This window comes from Brevundimonas sp. Br13, from assembly GCF_055391505.1.
Map to the genome: position 1 here is coordinate 430683 of NZ_AP044008.1, position 22569 is coordinate 453251.

At 67.6% G+C, this 22569-nt stretch carries 19 protein-coding genes; 4 read left to right on the forward strand and 15 right to left on the reverse strand.

The window, feature by feature from the left end; translation table 11 throughout:
• The first annotated feature begins 142 nt into the window (after positions 1–142).
• Positions 143–1210 (forward strand): peptide chain release factor 1, encoded by a 1068-nt coding sequence (prfA, locus tag ACZ5M6_RS02155; RefSeq protein WP_054764264.1) that lies wholly within the window; start codon positions 143–145, stop codon positions 1208–1210.
• A 148-nt stretch (positions 1211–1358) separates the two neighbouring features.
• Here prfA and ACZ5M6_RS02160 read toward each other — a convergent pair whose 3' ends face one another.
• From ACZ5M6_RS02160 to ACZ5M6_RS02205, 10 genes are all read right to left on the reverse strand, one after another.
• On the reverse strand, positions 1359–1727 hold the full coding sequence (locus tag ACZ5M6_RS02160) for a hypothetical protein (protein ID WP_464159501.1): 369 nt from the start codon (positions 1725–1727) through the stop codon (positions 1359–1361).
• 201 nt (positions 1728–1928) lie between these two features.
• On the reverse strand, positions 1929–3437 hold the full coding sequence (gene odhB, locus ACZ5M6_RS02165) for a 2-oxoglutarate dehydrogenase complex dihydrolipoyllysine-residue succinyltransferase (protein ID WP_464159502.1): 1509 nt from the start codon (positions 3435–3437) through the stop codon (positions 1929–1931).
• A 39-nt stretch (positions 3438–3476) separates the two neighbouring features.
• On the reverse strand, positions 3477–6488 hold the full coding sequence (locus tag ACZ5M6_RS02170) for a 2-oxoglutarate dehydrogenase E1 component (protein ID WP_464159504.1): 3012 nt from the start codon (positions 6486–6488) through the stop codon (positions 3477–3479).
• 222 nt (positions 6489–6710) lie between these two features.
• Entirely contained in the window at positions 6711–7613 is a 903-nt protein-coding gene (gene sucD / locus ACZ5M6_RS02175) for a succinate--CoA ligase subunit alpha (protein WP_054764268.1), read from the reverse strand.
• A gap of 18 nt (positions 7614–7631) precedes the next feature.
• On the reverse strand, positions 7632–8054 hold the full coding sequence (locus ACZ5M6_RS02180; RefSeq protein ID WP_182713871.1) for a PIN domain-containing protein: 423 nt from the start codon (positions 8052–8054) through the stop codon (positions 7632–7634).
• A complete protein-coding gene (locus ACZ5M6_RS02185) occupies positions 8038–8295 on the reverse strand; it encodes a ribbon-helix-helix protein, CopG family (RefSeq protein WP_054764270.1) in 258 nt (85 codons plus the stop codon). Before ACZ5M6_RS02185 ends, ACZ5M6_RS02180 begins: the two co-directional genes overlap by 17 nt.
• A gap of 72 nt (positions 8296–8367) precedes the next feature.
• Entirely contained in the window at positions 8368–9252 is an 885-nt protein-coding gene (locus ACZ5M6_RS02190) for a hypothetical protein (RefSeq protein WP_182713870.1), read from the reverse strand.
• Positions 9253–9369: 117 nt separating this feature from the next.
• Positions 9370–10560: an ADP-forming succinate--CoA ligase subunit beta gene (gene sucC, locus ACZ5M6_RS02195; RefSeq protein ID WP_054764271.1), complete on the reverse strand. Its 1191-nt coding sequence runs from the start codon at positions 10558–10560 to the stop codon at positions 9370–9372.
• Between the two features lie 87 nt (positions 10561–10647).
• Positions 10648–12162, reverse strand: coding sequence for a spinster family MFS transporter (locus tag ACZ5M6_RS02200; protein WP_183216587.1), 1515 nt, complete (start codon positions 12160–12162; stop codon positions 10648–10650).
• A 117-nt stretch (positions 12163–12279) separates the two neighbouring features.
• Positions 12280–14505 carry a TonB-dependent receptor gene (locus tag ACZ5M6_RS02205; RefSeq protein ID WP_464159508.1) on the reverse strand — a complete coding sequence of 742 codons (2226 nt, stop codon included), beginning with the start codon at positions 14503–14505 and terminating at the stop codon, positions 12280–12282.
• 190 nt (positions 14506–14695) lie between these two features.
• Here ACZ5M6_RS02205 and ACZ5M6_RS02210 point away from each other — a divergent pair, with 190 nt between their 5' ends.
• Positions 14696–15457 carry a TetR/AcrR family transcriptional regulator gene (locus ACZ5M6_RS02210; RefSeq protein ID WP_182713866.1) on the forward strand — a complete coding sequence of 254 codons (762 nt, stop codon included), beginning with the start codon at positions 14696–14698 and terminating at the stop codon, positions 15455–15457.
• On the opposite strand, the gene ACZ5M6_RS02215 is transcribed toward ACZ5M6_RS02210, so the two are convergent.
• Entirely contained in the window at positions 15450–15977 is a 528-nt protein-coding gene (locus ACZ5M6_RS02215; protein WP_182713865.1) for a DUF2306 domain-containing protein, read from the reverse strand. The two genes, ACZ5M6_RS02210 and ACZ5M6_RS02215, sit on opposite strands and share 8 nt — an antisense overlap.
• Positions 15978–16137: 160 nt before the next feature.
• Here ACZ5M6_RS02215 and ACZ5M6_RS02220 point away from each other — a divergent pair, with 160 nt between their 5' ends.
• Entirely contained in the window at positions 16138–16902 is a 765-nt protein-coding gene (locus ACZ5M6_RS02220) for a LytTR family DNA-binding domain-containing protein (RefSeq protein WP_182713864.1), read from the forward strand.
• A 33-nt stretch (positions 16903–16935) separates the two neighbouring features.
• Here ACZ5M6_RS02220 and ACZ5M6_RS02225 read toward each other — a convergent pair whose 3' ends face one another.
• Positions 16936–17391, reverse strand: a complete 456-nt coding sequence (locus ACZ5M6_RS02225; RefSeq protein ID WP_228185945.1) for a COG3650 family protein — start codon at positions 17389–17391, stop codon at positions 16936–16938.
• Positions 17392–17472: 81 nt separating this feature from the next.
• Here ACZ5M6_RS02225 and ACZ5M6_RS02230 point away from each other — a divergent pair, with 81 nt between their 5' ends.
• Positions 17473–18615 (forward strand): DNA cytosine methyltransferase, encoded by a 1143-nt coding sequence (locus ACZ5M6_RS02230; protein WP_464159510.1) that lies wholly within the window; start codon positions 17473–17475, stop codon positions 18613–18615.
• Between the two features lie 33 nt (positions 18616–18648).
• Here ACZ5M6_RS02230 and ACZ5M6_RS02235 read toward each other — a convergent pair whose 3' ends face one another.
• The 3 genes from ACZ5M6_RS02235 to ACZ5M6_RS02245 all read right to left on the reverse strand — a co-directional run bounded on the left by ACZ5M6_RS02235 (position 18649) and on the right by ACZ5M6_RS02245 (position 22495).
• Positions 18649–19008, reverse strand: coding sequence for a DUF1318 domain-containing protein (locus tag ACZ5M6_RS02235; RefSeq protein ID WP_054764279.1), 360 nt, complete (start codon positions 19006–19008; stop codon positions 18649–18651).
• Between the two features lie 33 nt (positions 19009–19041).
• Entirely contained in the window at positions 19042–19230 is a 189-nt protein-coding gene (locus tag ACZ5M6_RS02240) for a YnbE family lipoprotein (RefSeq protein ID WP_054764280.1), read from the reverse strand.
• Positions 19231–19306: 76 nt separating this feature from the next.
• Positions 19307–22495, reverse strand: coding sequence for an intermembrane phospholipid transport protein YdbH family protein (locus ACZ5M6_RS02245; protein ID WP_464159512.1), 3189 nt, complete (start codon positions 22493–22495; stop codon positions 19307–19309).
• Positions 22496–22569 lie beyond the last annotated feature (74 nt).

A 22569-nucleotide genomic window follows, 5' to 3' on the forward strand; every position in this document is an offset into this window, starting at 1 on the left:
GGACCATGACGTTCGCCACCGCGGCTGACGCCATCGTTATCATAGTTCACGAACCCGGCGCCGGGCGGCGTTGCGATGATCGACATCGCCCCCCCAGGCGGGCTAAGGACGGCCCCTCTCATTGTCCCAGGATGGTTCCGCCTTGCGTCTGCCCCAGGCCCGTCTCGATCAGGTGCTCGACCGTTTCCACGAGGTGGAGGCCCGGATGGGCGCGGCGACCGACGGGGCCGAGATCGTCCGCCTGTCCAAGGAACACGCCGAGCTGAAGCCCGTCGCCGACGCGGTCCAGGGCCTGGCCCGGCTCCGCGCCGAAATGGCCGATCTGGAGGTGATGGCGTCCGACCCCGAAATGGCCGCCATGGCCCAGGAGGAGCTGCGCGACCTGACCGAGCGCCTGCCGCAGTTGGAGCGCGACGTGGCCCTGCTGCTGGCCCCGCGCGACGCCGATGAAAACGCCTCGGCCGTGCTGGAGGTCCGCGCCGGCACCGGCGGAGACGAGGCGGCCCTGTTCGCCGGCGACCTGTTCCGCATGTATTCGCGCTACGCCTCCACCCGGGGCTGGCGGGTGGAGATCGACAGCGTCTCCGAGGGCGACGCCGGCGGCTACAAGGAAATCGTCGCCACCGTCACCGGCGAGGGCGTGTTCGGCCGGCTGAAGTTCGAGAGCGGCGTCCACCGGGTCCAGCGCGTGCCGACCACCGAGGCCGGCGGCCGCATCCACACCTCGGCCGCCACCGTCGCCGTCCTGCCCGAGGTCGAGGACGTCGAGATCGAGATCCGCGACCAGGACATCCGCATCGACACCTTCCGCAGTTCGGGCGCGGGGGGCCAGCACGTCAACAAGACCGACTCGGCCGTGCGGATCACCCACCTGCCGACCGGCATCGTCGTCACCTCGTCCGAAAAGTCCCAGCACGTGAACCGGGACAAGGCGATGAAGAACCTGCGGGTCCGCCTGTACGACATGCAGCGCCAGGCCAAGGATCTGGCCCGCGCCGACTCGCGCAAGTCCCAGGTGGGGTCGGGCGACCGGTCCGAACGGATTCGCACCTACAACTTCCCGCAAGGCCGCGTGACCGACCACCGCATCGGCCTGACCCTGCACAGCCTGCCCCAAGTGCTGGAGGGCGACATCGACCCCCTGCTGGACGCCCTGATCGCCGAGGACCAGGCCGCCCGCCTGGCGGATCTGGAGGCCGAGTTCGGCTAGGCCTGGTTTTCGCCTGGGTCCGCGTCGTCCGCGTTCCCCTTGGCGTGGGATCGGGCTCGGTTTCTTTAACGATGGTCGTGTGCGGCCCTGCCGGGACCTTGCCGCCCGTCCCAAACTGTCGTCGCAGCCATGTCCAGGCCGCCCCTATTCAGCCCAGCACACCGACCGTCGGAAGCCACAGCACGATCCCGGTGGCGGCGGTGTAGCCGGTAAAGGCGTAGACCGACTGGCGGCGTCCGCTGACGGCCTCAGGCTCCCCGATACGAGAGACATGATCGGTCCAGAGCAGGTATAGCGCCTGGACCGTCCATCCCGCCATGAAGGCGACGACAGCCCAGCCGCTGAGGGCCGTCAGGGCCGCGCCCGAAAGCATGACCAGCACGCCGGCCAGAACAATGACCCCGTCCCCGACATGCTCGGCGATGGGGATGGAGACCAGGCCCGACAAGGCCCTTTGCAGACGCCAGTTGAGCCAAGCCTGATACAGAAGCATCAGCCCGCCCAAGACGTAGAACACCCCTATCGCGCGCGCCGCCCATTCCATGGCGGGAATAGGGCGCGCCTTTTGGGCGGTTTGTCAGTGCGGAAGAACCCGTAGTCACGCAATGACTCCACCTCTGACGTCGCCAAGACACAAACGTCGATATTCGACACTACGGGCTCGGCCCGACATCAGGCCCAACAAAAAAGGCGGCGAAATCGCCGCCTTTTCAGTTTCTTACAGGTCCAGCAGGGCCCGCTGCGGGTCTTCCAGCAGCTCCTTGATCCGGACCAGGAAGGTCACGGCCTCCTTGCCGTCGACGATGCGGTGGTCATAGCTGAGGGCCAGATACATCATCGGCCGGATCTTGACCTCGCCGTTGATGGCCATCGGACGCTGGACGATGTTGTGCATGCCCAGGATGCCGGACTGCGGCGCGTTCAGGATCGGGGTCGACATCAGCGACCCATAGGTGCCGCCGTTGGTGATGGTGAAGGTGCCGCCCTGCAGCTGGTCCATGGTCAGGGCGCCGTCGCGGGCGGCCTTGCCCAGGGCGCCGATGCCCTTTTCAATGCCGGCCAGGCTCAGGGTGTCGGCGTCGCGCAGCACCGGAACCACCAGACCCTTGTCGGTGCCGACGGCGACGCCGATGTCATAGTGGTTCTTGTAGATGATGTCCGTGCCGTCGATCTCGGCGTTGACGGCCGGGATTTCCTGAAGCGCGGCGACCACCGCCTTAGTGAAGAAGGACATGAAGCCCAGCTTCACCCCGTGGCGCTTTTCGAACACCTCTTTGTATTGGGCGCGCAGGGCCATGACGTTGGTCATGTCCACCTCGTTGAAGGTGGTCAGCTGGGCGGCCGTATTCTGGGATTCCTTCAGGCGACGGGCGATGGTCTGACGCAGGCGCGTCATCTTCACCCGCTCCTCGCGCGGGGCCAGAGCGCGCGGGGCCGAAGGTGCGGCGGCCGGCGCCGGAGCGGCCGCAGCGGCCCCGATCGCGGCGATGGCGTCGCCCTTGGTGATATTGCCCTTGGGTCCGGTGGCGGAAATCGCCTTGGGATCCAGGTTGTTTTCAGCGACCACGCGCTGGACGGCCGGCGACAGAGTCTCGTTCTTCGACACCTGGGCCGAACCGGTGTTGGCGGGAGCGGCCGCAGGCGCCGGGGCGGCGGCGGGCGCGGCCGCAGCGGCGCCGGAACCCGACACCGAACCGATCTTCTGGCCCGGCGTGACGGTCGCCCCTTCATCGGCGGCGATGGTCAGGACGCCGTCCGCCGGAGCCGAGACCTCGACGGCCACCTTGTCGGTCTCGATCTCGACCAGCAGTTCATCCTTCTTGACCGCCTCGCCGCTCTTCTTGAGCCACTTGCCCATCGAGCCCTCGGCGACGCTTTCGCCCATCACCGGCACAGTGATGTCGATGCTGGAAGCGGCGGCGGCGGGAGCCGCCTTGGCCTCGCCCTTGGCGGCCTTGGCGGGAGCAGCGACCGGGGCGGCGGCGGCCGCGCCGCCTTCGGTCACCGAACCCAGGACCGTGCCGGGCGCCACGGTGTCGCCCTCGGCGGCGTTGATGGCGCCCAGGACGCCGTCGGCCGGAGCCACGACTTCCAGAGAGACCTTGTCGGTCTCCAGTTCGACGAGCAGTTCGTCTTTCTTGACCGCGTCGCCGACCTTCTTGGTCCATTTCGCGATGGTGGCTTCGGTGACGGATTCACCGAGGGCGGGGGTCAGGATGTCGGCCATGTCGGGTCCAGCTGTCTCTAGGTCTGTCTTAAACGCTTATCAGGCGAAGGCTTCGTTGGTGAAGGCCTCGAGCTCCTTCAGGTGCCGGCTCATCAGGCCGGCGGCCGTGGAGGCCGAGCCGGGCCGTCCGACGTAGCGGGCGCGCTTGGCCGCGACGTCCAGCTTGTCCAGCGTCAGCTCCAGCCACGGATCGACGAAGGTCCAGCCGCCCATGTTCTTCGGCTCTTCCTGGCACCAGACCAGCTCGGCCTTCGGGAAGCGGGCCAGTTCCTTGCGCAGCGACTGGATCGGCCACGGATAGAACTGTTCCAGACGCAGGATGTAGACGTCGTCCACCGCCTGGCCTTCCTTCATCTTCTTCTCGCGCACGTCCAGCAGGTCGTAATAGACCTTGCCCGAGCACAGGATCACGCGGCGAATGTCCTTGTCCGCCTTGATCTTGATCCCGGCGACGTCCGGACGGGTCTGGGCGTCGTCGTGCAGCACGCGGTGGAAGGACGAACCCTCGGCCAGGTCGCGCAGCGGCGAGACCGCCTTCTTGTGACGCAGCAGCGACTTGGGCGTCATCAGGATCAGCGGCTTGCGGAACGGCCGGTGCATCTGGCGACGCAGGATGTGGAAATAGTTGGCCGGGGTCGTGCAGTTGGCGACCTGGATATTGTCCTCGGCGCAGGCCTGGAGGAAGCGTTCCAGGCGGGCGGAGGAGTGTTCCGGTCCCTGGCCTTCATAGCCGTGCGGCAGCAGCATGGTCAGGCCGCTCATACGCAGCCACTTGCGTTCCCCGGAGGTGATGAACTGGTCGATCACCACCTGGGCGCCGTTCACGAAGTCGCCGAACTGGCCTTCCCACAGCACCAGGGTGTTGGGGTCGGCCAGGGAATAGCCGTACTCGAAGCCCAGCACCGCCTCTTCCGACAGGGCCGAGTCGATGACCTCGAAATTGGCCTGGCCTTCGCGCAGATTGTTCAGCGGCATGTACCGCTCTTCGGTCGTCTGGTCGATGATGCCCGAGTGGCGCTGGGAGAAGGTGCCGCGCACCGAATCCTGGCCGGACAGGCGCACGGGGAAGCCCTCGTCCACCAGTGAGGCGAAGGCCAGGCTCTCGGCCGTGGCCCAGTCCAGGCCCTCGCCGGTCGAGACCGCCTCGCGGCGAGCCTCGATGACCCGCTTCAGCGTCTTGTGCATGTCGACGCTGTTGGGAATGGTGGTCAGGCGCGCGCCCAGGTCCTGGAGCTTGGCCAGGGGCACCGCCGTATCGCCGCGCAGCTCTTCCTTGGCGGCGCCCATGCCCTTCCACTGGCCGTCCAGCCAGTCGGCCTTGTCCGCCTTGAAGGTCTTGCCCGCCTCGAACTGTTCGTCGAGGAATTTCTCGAACCGCTCGATCTCGGCGTCGACCTCGGCCTGGGAGATCACGCCCTCGGCGATCAGGCGCTGGGAATAGAGTTCGCGCGTCGAGGGCTGGGCGCGGATCTTCGAATACATCAGCGGCTGGGTGAAGGTCGGATCGTCGCCTTCGTTGTGGCCGAACCGGCGATAGCAGAACATGTCCACCACCGCGTCCTTGTGGAACTTCTGACGATATTCCGTCGCCACCTTGGCGGCGAAGACGACCGCTTCCGGATCGTCGCCGTTCACGTGGAAGATCGGCGCCTGGACCATCAGGGCGACGTCCGACGGATAGGGCGACGAGCGCGAGTTCCGCGGGCTGGTGGTGAAGCCGATCTGGTTGTTGATGACGAAATGCAGGGTGCCGCCGGTGCGGTAACCCTTCAGCCCCATCAGGGCGAAACATTCGGCCACCACGCCCTGGCCGGCGAAGGCGGCGTCGCCGTGGATCAGCAGGGGCACGACCTTGGAACGGTCCAGCGCCCATTCGGCCTCGGGCTTGCCGGCGTTGGCCTCACGGATGTCGAAGGCCTGTTTGGCGCGCGCCTTGCCCAGGACGACAGGGTTGACGATTTCGAGGTGCGACGGGTTGGCGGTCAGCGACAGGTGGACGTGGTTGCCGTCGAACTCGCGGTTCGAAGAGGCGCCCATGTGATATTTGACGTCGCCCGAGCCTTCGATGTCGCTGGGCACGGCCGAGCCGCCCTGGAACTCGTGGAAGATGACCTTGTAGGGCTTGCCCATGACGGCGGCCAGCACGTTCAGGCGGCCGCGGTGGGCCATGCCCAGCACCACCTCGTCGACGCCCAGATTGCCGCCGCGCTTGATCACCTGCTCCAGGGCCGGGACCATGGCCTCGCCGCCGTCCAGGCCGAACCGCTTGGTGCCGGGGAAGCGTTTGTGCAGGAAGCGCTCGAAGCCCTCCGCCTCGATCAGCTTGTTCAGGATGGCCAGCTTGCCTTCCTTGGTGAAGGCGTTCTGCTCGAACTTGTCCGGCCCCTCGAACCGCTGCTGAAGCCAGGCCTTCTCCTCCGGCTCGGCGATATGCATGTACTGGATGCCGATATTGCCGCAGTAGGTGCGCTTCAGAATGTCCAGCACCTGGCGGATGGTGCCGGTCTGCAGGCCCAGGACGCCGTCCAGGAAGATCGGCCGATCCAGGTCGGCGCCGCTGAAGCCGTAGAATTCCGGCGTCAATTCAGGGTTTTCGACGGGCTGTTCGATGCCCAGCGGGTCCAGATTGGCCTGGAGGTGGCCGCGCACGCGATAGCTGCGGATCAGCATCAGGGCGCGGATGGAATCGTGGGCGGCGGCGCGGATCGCCTCGGGCGAGGCCTCGGCCGGCGCGGCCTTGGAGGCTGCGGGCGTAGGGGCGCCGGGCGTCTTGGGATCAGGCTTGGGCGCCGGCCAGCGGCCGTCGAACACGGCGGTCGCCTCGGTCGGCTCGGCGACGGCGGCGCGGCCCCAGCCGCCGGCCTCGGCCGAGGCCTTCACGGCGGCGGCGTTGTCGCGCAGCTGATCGAAGAAAGCCTTCCATTCCGCCGAGACCGAGCCGGGGTCATTGGCCCACTTCTCGTGCAGCTCCTCGATATAGGCCGCGTTGGACCCGTAGAGGAAGGAGGTCTCGGCAAAGACCTGGTTCAGCCGACCCGCATCGTCCGCCATTGTTCTCGTCTATTCCCTGGCCCCTGCGGACACATCTCCGTGAGGGGCGCGCCCGTCATATAGGCCCGCTTTCCTTATGGGTCATGACCGAAACGGGGCAATTCGGTGAGAAATTGGTCGCATCCCGAAAGAAAAACGCCCCCGGCCAAAACCGGGGGCGTCCAATCCTGCCGAGACCGGCGTTTTTGATGCGTGAGGCGGCGCCTACGCCGCTTTCGGGTTTCAGCCCTTCAGCACTTCCACCAAGGTCTTGCCCAGACGGGCCGGCGATTGCGACATGCGGATGCCGGCGGCTTCCATCGCCGCGATCTTGGATTCCGCATCGCCCTTGCCGCCCGAGACGACGGCGCCGGCGTGGCCCATGGTGCGGCCCTTGGGCGCCGTGCGACCCGCGATGAAGCCGGCCATCGGCTTCTTGCGGCCCTTCTTGGCCTCGTCGATCAGGAACTGGGCGGCGTCTTCTTCCGCGCCGCCGCCGATTTCACCGATCATGATGATCGAGGTGGTTTCGGGATCGGCCAGGAACATCTCCAGCACGTCGATGAATTCGGTGCCCTTGACCGGGTCGCCGCCGATGCCCACGGCCGTGGTCTGACCCAGGCCCTCATTGGTGGTCTGGAACACGGCCTCATAGGTCAGGGTGCCCGAACGCGACACGATGCCGACCGAGCCCTTCTTGAAGATATTGCCCGGCATGATGCCGATCTTGCACTCGTCCGGCGTCAGGACGCCCGGGCAGTTCGGGCCCAAGAGGCGGGAGTTGGAGCCTTCCAGCCGGCGCTTGACCTTGACCATGTCCATCACCGGAATGCCCTCGGTGATGCAGGTGATGAAGGGGATTTCGGCGTCGATGGCTTCGATGATGGCGGCGGCGGCGCCTGACGGCGGGACATAGATGACCGAGGCGTCGGCGCCCGTGGCGTCCTTGGCTTCGGCGACCGAGGCGTAGATCGGCAGGGTTTCGCCGTGTGAACCGGTCCAGTTCGTGCCGCCCTTGGTCGGGTGGACGCCGGCGACCATCTGGGTGCCGTGATAGGCCAGGGCCTGTTCGGTGTGGAAGCCGCCGGTCTTGCCGGTCAGGCCCTGGACGATGATCTTGGTGTCTTTGTTGACGAGGATGGACATGGAGTCTCGCTTATTGGGTTAGGCGGGAAGGAAGGGGTTTTCGACACGGACCGACCCATAGGTCTGACCGTGATTGAGGTCTTCGGAATAGAGCACCTTGGCGCCCAGCCGTTCGGCGGCGGCGATGATGGCGCCGTCCCAGTAGGAAATCATGTAACGCTGGGCGTTCTCGATACCGCTGCGGACCACCCTGTAGTCGATGGGCTGGAAGGGCTTCTTGGACAACCGAAACACCCACTCCTGCGCCTCCTCCGGAGTCAGAGGGCGCGCACCCTTGCGTTGGGCGGTGACATAGAATTCGGCCAGAACCTGACCCGAGGTGCCGAAGCGTCGGGTCAGAAGTTCAAGCGCACGATCGTACTTCGCCGGTTCATCGACAGAACCGAGCGCGGCGTAGATCAGGATGTTGGTGTCCAGGAAGACGTCAGCGCCAGCGATCAAAACGAGGCTCGCCGCTATATGCATCTTCTCTGGCGGGGCGCCAGTCGCCCATCCGGCCTTCGCTTTCGCGGGCCAGCTTCAGCAAGGCTTCGGTCGCCTCGTCGTGTTCCGTTTCTTCCTCGACCAGTCGAGCCAGGAAACCGCGCACCATCTCATTGACGCTGGTCCGCTTCATAGCGGCCAGAACACGCACCTTGTCGAGCAGGGCGTCATCTATGGCGAGGGTGATGTTGCGGGTCATGTTCGCGAGCGGGGCGGCTTACACGGGTTATGTGGAGCACATAGGCCGCGTGGACAGACCAGGCAAGCCCGGTCAGATATTCAGTAACAACCCGAGCCGTCGCAAGATCGCCTGCTGCCAGGGTTTCAGGGCGTAGAGGTCCGCGAACAGGGCGGCTTCCTCACCCGCTTCTCGCGCCTGAACATAGGCCGCCTGCTGGCGGCGGCGACGGCGCCCCATTTCGGCGGTGTCGCCCGCCGCGACGCGCCGGTCCCACTTGGCCCGCCAGGCGTCCAAGCCGATGGCGTCGTGATGCAGCAGCCAGGCCGTGCGCCCCGTCCCGGGATCGCGCGCCCGCGCCGCCTTCAACGGCCGGTCCCCGCGCTTGGACTCATGGATGCAGACCATGACGTCAGGCAGGCCACGCCGCACCGCGTGCTTGCCCATGTGATGCGCCAGAAGACCACGAACGAAGAAGCGCCCGCGTCCCGGATAGATCAGGTCTGCGAACTGGTCCGACAAAGGGCCGTGATAGGGTTTGCGCGCCAGCGTGGCTCCATACTCGCGCGTCAGGTCGTCGCCGGCCCGCCACACCGCCTCGAGCGAGGGGAAGATGACCGCCTCGCGTTCGGCCGCCACGGCGCCGAGCACAGCGGACACGTCGACATCGCCCAGGATCATCTCGTCGATGTCCACGACCAGCAGCCAATCGGAGGCCAGGGTGGAATAGGCCTCGGCATAGACGACCCTCTGGCGATCCTCGACCGCCTGGGGCCGACCACCGCGCGTCGCCCAGAAGGCCGCGTCGCAGACTATAAGATCCTTGGGATCGAGCCCGACCTGGACCGGGTCAGGTGCATCCTCGCCGTCGAAATAGATTCTGATCCGCGCCGGGTGCTTAGCCCGATAATGGTCGGTGAAGGCCGCGAGATGACGCGCGGGCGCCAAAGCCATCGCGACCACTTCGAAATCCGGCAAGGCTCCCTCCGTCCATAGGCGACGACTATGGCGGGGCGTCGCAGCCCTCCGCAACGAGAAACGGCGACGCTGCAAGCAGCGCCGCCGTCAGAGCCATCAAAGACGGTCTCTTGACGTTTAGCCGACCGCCGCGACGATCTTCTGGGCGGCGTCGTCCAGATCATCGGCGGCCTGGATGGTCAGGCCCGACTCGTTCAGGATTTTCTTGCCCAGTTCGGCGTTGGTGCCTTCCAGACGCACGACCAGCGGCACCTTCAGGCCCACTTCCTTCACGGCCGCGACCACGCCCTCGGCGATGACGTCGCACTTCATGATGCCGCCGAAGATGTTGACCAGGATGCCCTGGACGTTCGGGTCGGCGGTGATGATCTTGAAGGCCGCCGCGACCTTCTCCTTGCCCGCGCCGCCGCCGACGTCGCAGAAGTTGGCCGGCTCCTTGCCGTACAGTTTGATGATGTCCATCGTCGCCATGGCCAGGCCGGCGCCGTTGACCATGCAGCCGATGTTGCCGTCCAGCGAGACATAGGCCAGGTCCCACTTGGAGGCTTCGATTTCCTTGGCGTCTTCCTCGGTCTCGTCGCGCAGGGCCTTGATGTCGTCGTGGCGGAACAGGGCGTTGCCGTCGAAGCTGACCTTGGCGTCCAGGACGCGCAGATGGCCGTCCTTCATGACGATCAGCGGGTTCACCTCCAGCATGTCCATGTCCTTCTCGACGAAGGCCTTGTACAGGGCGGGGAACAGCGACTTGCCGTCTTCGGCTGCGGCGCCCGTCAGGCCGTAGGCGGCGTTGATGGCGGCGACGTCGGCGTCGGTCACGCCCGTGGCGGGGTCGATGACGATGTTCTGGATCTTCTCGGGCGTGTCGTGGGCGACGGTTTCGATGTCCATGCCGCCCTCGGTCGAGACGACGAAGGCGATGCGGCCATAGGCGCGATCAACCAGCAGCGAGCAATACAGTTCACGATCAATGTCGGCGCCGTCTTCGATATAGAGGCGGTTGACCTGTTTGCCGGCCTCGCCCGTCTGGGCGGTGACCAGGGTGTTGCCCAGCATCTCCTTGGCGTGGGCGACGACTTCCTCGATCGAGAAGGCGAGGCGCACGCCGCCCTTGGCGTCGGCCGGCAGTTCCTTGAACTTGCCCTTGCCGCGGCCCCCGGCGTGGATTTGCGACTTCACCACATAGAGCGGGCCAGGCAGTTGCTTGGCGGCGGCCTCGGCCTGATCGGCCGAGGTGATGGGCACGCCTGCGGCGACGGGGGCGCCGAAGCCCTTGAGAACCTGCTTGGCCTGATATTCGTGGATGTTCATGGAGACCGCCGCAATCTTTGCTGGGAAGAGTTTGCGGGGCTTATAGGCCCCGCGCCTTCGCAGGTGCAACCGTCTGATTATGACCCTTCAGTCCACCCAGTCCCGCTTCAGCGTCCGCGAGGCCCCAAACAGCAGAATGGCCGCCAGCACATAGAAGCTCATGCCGGTGTAGATGGCCCACCTCAGGCTCTCCTCTCCGAACCGGGGCGCCAGGAGGTCGCTCATCCAGCCGAAATAGTAGAAGCCGACCGCGATCCCCAGCAGATTGTTGATCAACAAAAACAGGGCCGAGGCGGTGGAGCGCATGGCCGCCGGGACCAGATGCTGGACCGCCGCCGTGATCGGCCCCAGCCAGGCCAGGTTCAGCCCCGTGGGCAGAAGAAAGATCAGGAAGGCCAGGATCAGCTGCTGCGCATGGCTGCCCCCGCCCGGCAGGACCAGGCCGATCAGCCAGGGGGAGTTCATCGCCAGAATGAAACAGGGCGCCGAGATCAGAAAGGCCACGGCCGGGGTCAGGGGATAGGCGCCCTTGCCCTTCTTCGACAGCTTGTCGGCGATCATTCCGCCCAGCCAAATGCCCAGGAGGCCGCCGATCAGGGCGATGCCCGAATAGTACCAGCTGGTCTGGCGCAGGCTCAGGTCGAAACTGCGCATGAAGAAGAGGGGCAACCAGCCGGCGACGCCGTAGCCGCAGACGGACGACGAGGCTGCGCCCAAGGCCAGCAGCCAGAAGCTGGGCTTCTTGATCACGACCGATGCGGTGCGCCGCGCGACCATCAAGGAGGCGCCGATCACCCCAGCCAGCAGGCCGCCGAAGGCGAGCACCAGCGGATTGCCGAGCGACAGACCCAGCAGCCAGTCCAGCCCCCCCAGGACCAGAAGACCGGCGCCCAGGCCCAGCATGATCTGGGCCGCGATCTTGCCCGCCCGATCCGTCCCGACCGGCGCGGCGGCCAGGGCCGCGACCTGGGCTTCGGTCTTCACTGCATCGGTTCCGCCGCGCTTGGGATCCTTGACCGTCAGCCGCAGCAGGGGCGCGACCAGCAGACCCGACAGGCCGACGACGATGAAGGCCGTGCGCCAGCCGTAGGTCGCCGCCAGCAGTCCCCCAACCAGGGTGCCCGCGGCCATGCCCAGCGGAATCCCGAAGGCGAAGGCGGCCAGGGCCCGCGCTCTCTGATGCGGCGGGAAATAGTCGGCGATCAGCGAATAGGCCGGCGCCACCCCGCCCGCCTCGCCCACGCCCACCCCCATCCGGCACAGGAACAGCTGGCCGAACGAGCCGGCCATGCCGCACAGGGCGGTGAAGCCGGACCAGACGGCGAGCGCCCCGGTCATGATCCACACCCGGCTGAACCGGTCGGCCAGCCAGGCCAGGGGAATGGCCAGGGTCGAATAGACCGAGGCGAAGGCGATGCCGCCCAACAGACCGAACTGGCTGTCGGACATGCCGAACTCTTCCTTCAGCGGCGCCGCCAGAATGCCGATGATCTGCCGATCCAGGAAGTTCAGCATGTAGATCAGGATCAGCACCGCCAGCACATAGAAGCGGTAGCCCGGTCGATGCGGCGCGGGCGCCTCCGTCACGGTGTCGGTCGTCATCGGCGTTTCCCTCGACATGTTCTTCTTGTTGGGGCGAGCCTAGCCGCAAGTCCGCCCCCTGCAAAGCAAAGGGCGGCGGCCTTTGGACCGCCGCCCTCCGTCAGGCGTCTTCGGCGATCAGAACCGGTAGGTCAGGCGAGCCGAATAGGTGGTCGGCGGGCCGTAGAAGGCGCTGATCGAGTTGTTGTAGGTCGCGCCGGGGAAGCTGTAGCCCCCGACCTTGTAGCGGACATCGGTCAGGTTGCGGCCGAACAGACCGACCTCCCACCGCCGGCTGGGCGCCGTCCACACCACGCTGGCGTCGGCCAGGACATAGCCGTCCTGGTCCAGGATGGGGTCCGGCGTGTCGAACAGGTGGTAGTCGGACCGGTACGACAGCGACGGAGTCACCCGGATCTCCCCACCCATAATGTCGCCCCGCCAGGTCATGCCGTAATAGGCCGACCATTCCGGCGAGTTCTGCGGCTCGCGCGTGTCCGAAATATCCACCGGCGTGCCGGTGATCCGGGTGATGAACTCGTCGAACTCGTTCTTCAGATAGCCCAGCGAGAAGTTGGCGGTGATGTCGTCGGTCAGGAAGGCCGAACCTTCCAGCTCGAAGCCGTAGATGGTCGAGGCGCCGGCGTTGTCGACCACCGAGGCGATGCCGACGGCCGGGGGCGTGGCCACCTGCTGGGTCGTGATCTGCTGGTCCTTGTAGTCGGAATAGAAGACCGCCGAGGCGAAGTTCATCCGCCGGTCGAAGGCCGAACCCTTCAGGCCCAGCTCATAGGTGGTGACCGTCTCGGGCTGGTAGCCGTCGACCGTCTGCGGCACGAGGGCGGCGTCGCCCCGCATGTCCCAGCCGCCCGACTTGAAGCCCTGGCTGACCGAGGCGTAGCCGGTGATCTCTTCCGAAAAGTCATACGAGATGCTGGCGCGCGGCGTGAACTTCTCGAAGGTGTCCGACGCCGAATAGTTGGTGCGGGTGGCGAAGATCGCCCGGTCAGTCCCCCCGGTATAGGGAGTGCGGGTCGCGCCCAGATAGAAGAGGCGCAGGACCGAGGCGTCCTTGTCGTCCTTGGTGTAGCGTCCGCCCAGCGAGACGTGCAGCCGGTCGGTGAGGTCATAGCTGAAGTCGCCGAACACCGAGAAGGACTTGGTGTCCACCGATCCCGCCGCCGCAATGGCCAGACCCAGATTGCCGGCGATGGTGTCGAAGGCGCCGGACGAGGTGCCGTCCAGATAGAAGACGCCGGCCACGCCCGACCAGCGGTCGCCGGTGAACAGGGCCTGGAACTCCTGGGTGAACTGGTCGTCCGAATAGATGGCCGGCACGTCCAGGGTCGGCAGGGGCGTCTGGTCGAAGTCGATGATGGTCTGGGTGTCGCCCGAGCGATAGGCGGTGATCGACTTCAGGGTCAGCATGTCGTTGACCCGGTACTCGCCGGTCAGGGACACGCCCTCGGTGACCACCTTCTGCTCGCCGGTGATCCCGGCATAGGTATCGTATTCGTTGGCCGGGGGCGTATAGCCGCCGGTGGTCGAGTTCACCTCGCGGTGGCCGTGACGCGGGCTGGAATCGTCCTCGACCCGGTCCCAGGCCAGGCGGAAGAACAGGCTGTCGTTCGGCGTCCACTCGGCGCTGGCGCGATAGGCGGTGACGTCCTTGTCATACTGATCCTGGCCGGTGTTCAGGTTCTGGCCGTAGCCGTCGTGCTGATAGGTGGCGACCGCGCCCCCGATCGCGAAGGTGTCGCCGACGGGGACCGAGCCGGACAGCAGGAAGTTGTGCTCATTGTACGAGCCCACCTCGGCCCGCGCCGTCAGGCTGGGATCGACGCCCAGGCGCTTGGTCACATATTTGATCGCCCCGCCGATGGTGTTGCGGCCGTAGAGGGTGCCCTGCGGCCCGCGCAGCACCTCGATGCGCTGGATGTCGAAGATGTCCAGCACGGCGCCCTGCGGACGGGCGACATAGACGTCGTCGATATAGAGGCCGACGCCGGGCTCGAAGCCCCACAGCGGGTCCTGTTGGCCCACGCCGCGGATGAAGCTGATCAGGGTCGAGTTGGAGCCGCGCGCGACCTGAACGGTGGCGTTCGGCGTCTGCTGCTGCAGGGCGGTGATATTGGTCGCGCCCGTCTGTTCCAGCCGCTCGGCGCTCAGGGCCGAGACGGCCACCGGCACGTCCTTCAGCTGTTCGTCGCGCCGACGGGCGGTGACGACGATGTCGTCCACCATATTGGCTTGTCCGGCGTTGGCCGCCTGGGCCGCCGCCTCGGCGTCCTGGGCCGTGGAAGCCCCCGCCAGCACGCCCCACGCCGCGCCGGCCAGCAGCGCGCACTTCACATGACGATTCATGATCCTTAACCCCTTTGTCGTTTCCAGCCTGGTTGACGCTTTTATTCAGCGTTCAATGATTTTCTTGAACCTGACCCGGTTTCGACCGTCTGTCAAACCCCGGAGCTGCCGCAACGTCGTCATCCGCCCACACGGAACGTGCAGCGTGGCGCCGTTGCACCGGCGCCGGCCCTGGCCTAGCGTCGCCGCCATGAGCCAGATCCCCGCCGCGCCCCGTCCCGTCGCCGCCGCCCGGCGCAAGACGGCCGCGCCGGATGCGACGCCTGCGCGGCGCGGCCGTCCGCCCAAGGCCCAGGCCAAGGCGGCGGGTGAAACCCGCGAGCTGATCCTGGATGCGGCCGAGGATCTGTTTTCCAAACACGGCTTCTACGGCGTCACCATCCGCGAGGTGGCGCGTGAGGCCGGCGTCGACACCGCCCTGGTCCACTATTATTTCGGGGCCAAGCGAGACCTGTTCGACGCGGTCTTTCTGCGTCGCGCCGAGGTCTGGAACAATGAACGAGTCGCCGCCATCAACCGTTACGCCGCCCAGGCTGAGGAGACCGGGCGGCCCATGACGCTGGAGGGGCTGCTGGAAGCCTTTCTGCGACCGCCGTTCGAATGGTCGCTCAAGGGCGGGCCGGGTTGGAAACACTATTCCGCCCTGGTGGCCCAGACCAACGCCAACCCAACCTTCGGCGGCGAAACCATGGCCCGCTATTTCGACCCGGCCATCCGGCGGCTGATCGAACTGATCGCCCAGGTCCTGCCCGAGGCCAGCGAGGTCGATCTCTACTGGGGCTATCACAATCTGTCGGGCGCCCTGACCCTGACCCTGGGCGAGACCGGACGTCTGGACCGACTGTCGGGCGGTCGCGCCCGATCCGGGGATCTTCAGACGGCCGGCGACTATATGGTCCGGTTCGCGGCGGCCGGCTTTCGCGCCGTGGCGGGACTGTCGCCTTCTAGCTGAAGAAGACCGCCCACATCAGCCGACCGGGCAGGAAGGTCAGAAGGCCGGCCACGATCAGTCCTCCGACGAACATGGAGGTCATGGCCCGCCGATGGGCCTGCACCCTATGGCGACGGGCGGCGTAGACCGCCATGGGCAGGCCGACCACCGTCCAACCGCTGAGCAGATGGATCAAGGACAGGCCCGCAGGTCCGCCGGGATTGATGGCGTGAATGAAGAAGGAGCTGATCGCCGTCGTTCCCATCGCCGCCACCCAGGCCCAGCCCAGCGTCCGGTGCAGCCGCGTGCCCTTCACCCCGATCAGCAGCACGATCCCGATCGCCAGGGCCGTCAGGGCGGCCGCCACATGAACTTGGATCGCCGTCGGCGCGGCGGCCAAGAGGTCCAGCTTCGGCGCGTGCGGACGGAAACCCAGCCGTGCGATCTGACCATTGTCTCGGGTCAGATAGATGAGGATCGGAACGCCCAGCAGGAAGAGACCGGCGGCGGACGGCAGATGACGGGCGAGACGGGGGGACATGGCGGGAAAACTCCGGATGAAGGCGGCCCTCCTGCCCGGGGTCCGGTCCTTCCGCATCCGCCCCTGCGTGAACGCCCACCTCGGTTTCGCGAACGCCCACCCCCTTCCGCCCTGGAGGAAATCATGGTTTCAGATCGGACTCCGAACGTAGAAGGCCCTCATGACGTCACCCGCCGACGACCGCCGTCGAACCTTTCTGAGGGGCCTGGTCGTGGCGGTCCTGGTCGGAGTCTTTCTGGCCTCGACCGGCGCCTTCGGCAGCGCCGGCGCGCCCTATCTGGAACGGCTGGCCTATTGGGTTCTGATGATGATCCTGGGCGGCCTTTGGGGCCATCTGTGCAGCGGCTTGGTCACCCGCTTCATCGACGTGGACGACCGGCCCTGGTTGACGATCGGCCTGATGACGGCGGTGATCACCGGCCCGTTGAGCCTGATCATCTGGGCCGCGACGGGTCTCTTCTTCGCCCAGCGCCTTTATCCCCTGTCCGCCCTGCCCCAGCTGTTCGGCCCGGTCCTGATCGTCACCCTGGCGGTGACGACGGTCAACGTCTTCCTGGGACGCGCCCAGCCGGTCCAGACCCACGCCGCGCCGCCCAGCCAGCCGACGCGTCCGGCGCGCTTTCTGGATCGCCTGCCCCCCAGGCTGAAGGGCGCGACCCTCTACGCCGTTCAGGCCGAGGACCACTATCTGCGCCTTCACACCGATCGCGGCTCGGACCTGATCCTGATGCGCCTGTCCGACGCGGTCGAAGAGTTGGAGGGACTGGAAGGCGCCCGCACCCACCGCAGCTGGTGGGTGGCCCGTTCGGCCGTGCGCGGCGTCGAGCGCGGCGACGGCCGCGCCACCCTGACCTTGGAGGGCGGGCTGAACGTCCCGGTCAGCCGCCGCTACGCCCGCACCCTGCGCGAAGCCGACTGGTGGTGAGACCCGCCGCCTGACGCCTGCGGCTGGGACGCTTCAGGGGGCCGGCGCCGCCTCCAACGCCGCCACCGAGGCGGCGCAGCCGGTCAGGGTGTCGTCGCCGATCTCGACCTTGGCCGTCAGCGGATAGGTGCGATCGCTCATGCCGTCCGAACATTCGGTGGCGATCAGGACGACGTTTAGCGCTTCGTTCAGATCGGTAGAGGTGGCGTAGGTGGCGACCGTGCCCTGCACCGTGGCGCCCCGGTTCGGCGCATGCTGCGCCGGCTGATCTACACGGGTATAGGTCAAGCCGTCCGGCGTGATTTCGACGCTCCAGAACGGTTCGGTTCCGAGAGCGCGCACCGGCTTGCCCAGATCGACGCCCGCCAGCACGGGCGCCGGTTCGGGCGGCGGCGCCGCCTCCGGCGCTTGATCCTTGCGATCATAGCAGCCCGCCAGCAGGGGCAGGACCAGAACGATCGCCGTCAGGGCGGCGGGGATCGGGCGCATGCGGAGACCTCTCTCGATTGGCCAGCAAGTGTGGGCGACATCCTCTTCGGTCAAGGGCGGCGGCTGAGTTATGGTGCGGGAATGTCGATTCGCCTGACCGCATACGAGTTCTTCGCCGGCGGCGGTTTGGCCGGCCTCGGCCTGAACGGGGCGAATCCCGGCGGCGTCTCGGGAATAGAGACCGTCTTCGCCAATGACATGGACCGGGCCAAGGCGGCCGCCTTCACGGCCAATCATCCACGGATCCCGTTTCATCTGGGCGACGTCTGGGACCTGACGACGGCGGACCTGCCCGGCGCGCCGGACCTGGCCTGGGCTTCGTCCCCCTGCCAGGACGTCAGCCTGGCGGGTGGGCGCGGCGGGCTGACGGCGGGGCGGTCCGGCGCCTTCTGGGGCTTCTGGCGTCTGATCGAGGGCTTGTCGCGCGAGGGACGCGCGCCCGGGATCATCGTTCTGGAGAATGTGATCGGTCTGCTGACCTCGGGCGCAGCGCAGGGCGAGGACTTCGCCGCCGTCTGCACGGCCATGGCGTCTGGCGGCTGGCGGATCGGGGCCTTGGAAATGGACGCCGCCCACTGGCTGCCCCAGTCGCGCCCGCGTCTGTTCGTCGTCGCCATGGCCGAAGAGATGGCTGCGGCGGCGCCGCAGACGCGCGCGCCGAACGGCCCTTTCCACTCATCCCGGCTGATCGCGGCTGAGGCCCGTCTGCCGCAGGCGGCGCGTGACGCCTGGATCTGGTGGAGCCTGCCGATCCCTTCGCGCCGCAATCTTGATCTCGGCGCCCTTCTGGAACCGGACGAGACCGCCGTCTGGCTGGACGACGGCGAGGCGATCTTGGCCCTGGCCGCTCCGCTGCACCGCGCCCGTCTGGAGGCGACGATCGCCTCGGGACGGCGCACGGTCGGCGCCGCCTATCGCCGGGTCCGCCGAGAAAACGGCCGCAAGGTCCAACGGCTCGAAATCCGGTTCGACGGCCTGGCGGGCTGCCTCAGAACGCCGGCCGGCGGTTCGTCGCGCCAATATGTCGTCGTCTGCGACGGGGGACGCGCCCGGGTGCGGCGGCTGACCGGCCGCGAAGCGGCGCGCCTGATGGGCGTGTCGGACGACTATCTGTTGCCGCCCAGCCAGAGCGCGGCCCTGAAGCTGATGGGCGACGCCGTCGCCGTGCCGGTGGTGCGCGCCCTGGCGGAGGGACTGCTGAAGCCCGCGCTTTCGGCGCGGTGAGCGGCGGCCTGAGGCGTCAGGCCGCCCAAGACCTCAGCGCTGGACCCACTGGCCCTGGGCGTTTCGATACCATTGGCCGGCCGGAATCCGGGGCAGAAGCTGGCTCTGGAACATCCGGGCCCCGGCCACGTCGGGGGTGGCGCCCGCCTCGGCGGCGCTGCGGGCGTAGGCGGCGCGGCGGCCGGCGTTGGTCGCTTCGACGGCCGCGCGCAGATCGGCGTCGGCGCTTGAGGTGCGAAAGCCCAGATAGCCGTCCGCCTGTTCGCCCACGACCCCGGCGGCCTTGGCCTGATCGATCATGGCCTTTTGGGCGCTGGTCTGAGCCAGGGCGGCGCCGGCCATGGAGACGGCGGCGGCGACGGCGCCGACGGCGATAAATCTGCGAAAGCTCATGTCAGCCTGTCCTTTCAGGAAAAAGCGAGGCGATCAGAAGAGGTTGGGGTTCTGTTGCAGCAGCTGCTGCAACTCTTGATCCAGCCGGACACGCACGTCTGCGTCCAATTTGGCGTAGATCTGGATGGGCGCAACCTCCAGACGGACCGTCGGGGCGCAGGCCGCGACGGCCGCGGCGGCGGCTCCGAGGCCCAGTCCGGCCAACTGGCGCTTGGTGATCATGGCTTAGACTCCGGCTCGATCAGGTTTGATGATGCAATAGCACGGCTGCGCGTGAACGGTCTCTGAATGGCCGGGCTCACGGCGCCGCCTCTTCCTGCTGCCCTTGGCGGGCGCGATTCACCGCCAGCAGATCCGAGAACAGCTGATTGGCGTTCAGGGTCGTGTCCAGCGTCAGGTCGATCTGGGTGCCGGACGGCAGGGGCAGTTCCCGCTTGAGGAATTCGCGGCTGATCAACTCCGCCAGGGTCAGACGCAGTTCCTGGCGTTGGGGCGGCGCGTGCCGGCCGCGAATACGGAACAGAACCGACAGCCGCCCGCCGTCCAGACTGTTCACATCGGCGCTGAGCACGTCGAAGGCCAGGTTCTCCATCGCCTGATAGGCCAGATCCTCGACCATGTTCGGCGGCACATCCCCGCCTCCGCCGGCGTCCACGTCGGTCAGCACCTCGCGCTTGATCGACAGCCGCCCCGGCTGGACCGCCGCCAGGGACCCGTTGCGGATCGTCAAGCCGGTCTTGGGATCCATGGTGAAGGGCAGACGGCCCGAGACCACCGCATCCAGCACCACCTTGTCGTCGAAACCGGTGTCGGCCACCACATCGCCCAGTTGGACCCGGTCCAGCACCACCACCCCGTCATAGGGCTGGGCGGCGTCCAGCGGCACGACGAACGGCTCCACCGAGACGACTCCGCCGCCGGCCTGAACCGAGCCTGCGGAGATCTTGATCCCGGCCGCGTCGACGGCGAAGGTCAGGTCCAAATCCGTCGCCTCCGTCCCGACGGCCAGACTGTCGACCGTCAGCTTCTGATCCGGCGCGGTGACCAGCGGCGTCAGGCTGGTGAAGACGATGTCGCCCTTGACGCCCTTGACCGCCCCGGCCGGGCTGACGAAGTCCAGCCCCGGCACGCTCAGACGCCCGCTCGACGTCGGTTCGGCGGTCTTGGTCCAGTCGAACCGGCCCTCGAAGGCGACCGAACCGGTCGCCGGCGACTGCACCAGGTCCGCGACCAGGGGCGTCAGCATGGCCGGTTGCAGGCCGCCCTCGACGAAGGTCACCGGGGGAACCGAAATCTGGAGGCCGCCGGCGCCGCTGCGGCCGTCGTGGGTCAAGGTCAACCGCCCCAAGGCGGCCCCCGCCGCCTTGCCGGTCCCTTCCAGGTCGAAACCGCCGCGCCACACCTCGTCCGCCAGCCGCACCTGTCCGACGGCTGCGAGCGGTTCGAACCGCTTCGGGGTCAGGGCGTCCACCGCCCGCGCCTGGGTCACCGTCGCCGTCAGCCCCACGCCGGAGGATGCGCCGTCCACCGTCACCCGACCGGCGGCCCCTTCGAACCGCATGCCTAGGAAGGGCGCCTGGGCCGAAAGGCGATCAAAGCCGCCGACGACGCGCCAGACCCCCTCCTTGGCGCTGAGCAAGGGCGCGTCTGTGGGACAGAGGGCGCCGGCGACTTCATGGACGTCGTTCTCGTCCAGCTCCAGCCGTTCGACCGTCAGGTCCACACATTCGGGGGTGGTGTAGGTGATCCGTCCGTCCGCAAGGGCCAGAAGCCCCCGCGTCCTGGCGTCGATCCCGCGCGCCACGTCGAAATCCAGTCGCGCACGGCCGTCCAGCTGAGCCTCGAAGCCGGCGTCGGTCAGCCGCCACTGCGGCACGTCCACCGCCATTTCCGGCAATCCCCGTCCCCGCGTCGCCACCAGCCTCAGCGCGCCGCCGCCCAGCCGTCCCGGCTCGGCGGCGTAGGCGGTCTGGCCCGCCGGCTGCGACAGGGTCAACACGCCGCCGTTGGCGGGCCTGGCCGTGACCGGTCGCAGGAGGCTGGCCTCCGTCCCGGCCGACCCTGTGACCAGGCGAACCGCCGGGGCGTTCAGGGCGAAACCGCCCAGCGCCCGCTTCATCTCGGCCAATTCGGCGATGTCGTCGGGCCCGACTGGCCCGAACAGGGGCCAGGCGCCGTCCGCCGACCGGATCGCGCCCTGGGCGACGATGCGGACCGCCTCGTCCTTGACGACGTCCAAGCTCAGATCGGCGGCCCCACGCCTTAACGTCAGGTCGCCCCAGCCGATACGGTCGAAGCCGGCCTTGACGGGCCCGGTCGCCTCGAAGGCCGCGTCGCGCCCGCCCAGCGTCAAGGCTCCGGAACAGATCGAAAGACCGCGCGCCTCGACCCCGCCCGCCGCGCCGGCCTCGGCGGCCAGGATAAGCGGCGTCTCCAGCCCCCAGCCCAGGGCGTCTGCGCGCTTGATTTCAAGGCGTCCGCCCTCGGCCCGGACCCGCGCCTGCGTCGCCTTCAGCCGGGGACCGTCCACGGCCGCCGCCGTCAAGGCCAGGCCGGTCTCGCCTTCCAGCTGGAAGTCTTCGATCCATCCGGCGGTTCGGCCGTCGAACCGGGCCTGGATCTCTGCATCACGCGCCTGGGTCGCCCCCAGGCCGAGAGCTTCGCCCGTCAAACGCGCCTGAAGGCGCGCGCGGCCATCGCCGCGCCGCGTCTTCAGATCCGGATAGGGCAGGTCTCCGTCCAGGCTCAGCAGGGCGCGGCGCCCGCTCAGGCCGGCGCCGACGAAACGGTCCGCCTCGCCCCGCAGCGCCAATTTCACCCGGTCGCCGGTCGTCGTCAGATCGACTGCGGCGGCGAACCCCTGGGCCTGAACCTCGCCGCTTTGAAGCACGGTCGCCGGAACCGCCGCCTTCAGCCGCATCAGCTTGCCGTCGTCCACCCGCGCATCGCCCAGAATCCGCACGGCGCCGTAGTCCGTCTCCAACAGCGCCCGGCCGTCTTCGACGATGATCAGGGGCGCGCGCGCATCGGGACGCGGCGGGCCGCCCGTGAAGGATTTGATCACCGGGTCCAGCGATCCGAACGCCAGCTTCCCGTCCTTCCAACTGGCGCGCATCACCGGCCGAACCAGTCGAACGCGGCTGGGCGTCACTCCCAGCCCCGTCTTCGACCAGGGCCAGGCCACGGCGTAGTCCACCTCGACCCGCTCGACCGTCACGTCCGGATTTTTGGGATCGCCGATGCGGATACGCCCGACGAAGCCGTCCAGCTCGATCCGCTCGACCTCGACCTCCGCCTGGACGCCGCGCCGGTCCAGCCAACCCACCAGGACCTCGCGCGCCGCCGCTCGACGATTCAGATAAAGCGCCGCCAGCAGGAGGGCGACGACCAGCACCACAACGCCGGCGACGCGGCCGAGCCGACGCAGCGGATCGTTCCGCCGCGACGGCCGACGCGACCGGTCGGATGGCGTCGTCGTATCGGTCAAACGTCCAGACCGGAAAGCGAAAGAACCATTTTCCAGACCGCCATCGCTGCCCCCGATGAAGATTTACGCCCCAA

Excerpts from the sequence above, each read along its gene's own strand:
- sucC (WP_054764271.1), bottom strand. The coding sequence starts at position 10,560 with ATGAACATCCACGAATATCAGGCCAAGCAGGTTCTCAAGGGCTTCGGC.
- ACZ5M6_RS02210 (WP_182713866.1), top strand. The coding sequence starts at position 14,696 with ATGAGCCAGATCCCCGCCGCGCCCCGTCCCGTCGCCGCCGCCCGGCGC.
- ACZ5M6_RS02185 (WP_054764270.1), bottom strand. The coding sequence starts at position 8,295 with ATGACCCGCAACATCACCCTCGCCATAGATGACGCCCTGCTCGACAAG.
- ACZ5M6_RS02200 (WP_183216587.1), bottom strand. The coding sequence starts at position 12,162 with ATGACGACCGACACCGTGACGGAGGCGCCCGCGCCGCATCGACCGGGC.
- odhB (WP_464159502.1), bottom strand. The coding sequence starts at position 3,437 with ATGGCCGACATCCTGACCCCCGCCCTCGGTGAATCCGTCACCGAAGCC.
- ACZ5M6_RS02170 (WP_464159504.1), bottom strand. The coding sequence starts at position 6,488 with ATGGCGGACGATGCGGGTCGGCTGAACCAGGTCTTTGCCGAGACCTCC.
- ACZ5M6_RS02240 (WP_054764280.1), bottom strand. The coding sequence starts at position 19,230 with ATGATCACCAAGCGCCAGTTGGCCGGACTGGGCCTCGGAGCCGCCGCC.
- sucD (WP_054764268.1), bottom strand. The coding sequence starts at position 7,613 with ATGTCCATCCTCGTCAACAAAGACACCAAGATCATCGTCCAGGGCCTG.
- ACZ5M6_RS02230 (WP_464159510.1), top strand. The coding sequence starts at position 17,473 with ATGTCGATTCGCCTGACCGCATACGAGTTCTTCGCCGGCGGCGGTTTG.
- ACZ5M6_RS02215 (WP_182713865.1), bottom strand. The coding sequence starts at position 15,977 with ATGTCCCCCCGTCTCGCCCGTCATCTGCCGTCCGCCGCCGGTCTCTTC.
- ACZ5M6_RS02205 (WP_464159508.1), bottom strand. The coding sequence starts at position 14,505 with ATGAATCGTCATGTGAAGTGCGCGCTGCTGGCCGGCGCGGCGTGGGGC.
- ACZ5M6_RS02225 (WP_228185945.1), bottom strand. The coding sequence starts at position 17,391 with ATGCGCCCGATCCCCGCCGCCCTGACGGCGATCGTTCTGGTCCTGCCC.
- ACZ5M6_RS02235 (WP_054764279.1), bottom strand. The coding sequence starts at position 19,008 with ATGAGCTTTCGCAGATTTATCGCCGTCGGCGCCGTCGCCGCCGCCGTC.
- ACZ5M6_RS02220 (WP_182713864.1), top strand. The coding sequence starts at position 16,138 with ATGACGTCACCCGCCGACGACCGCCGTCGAACCTTTCTGAGGGGCCTG.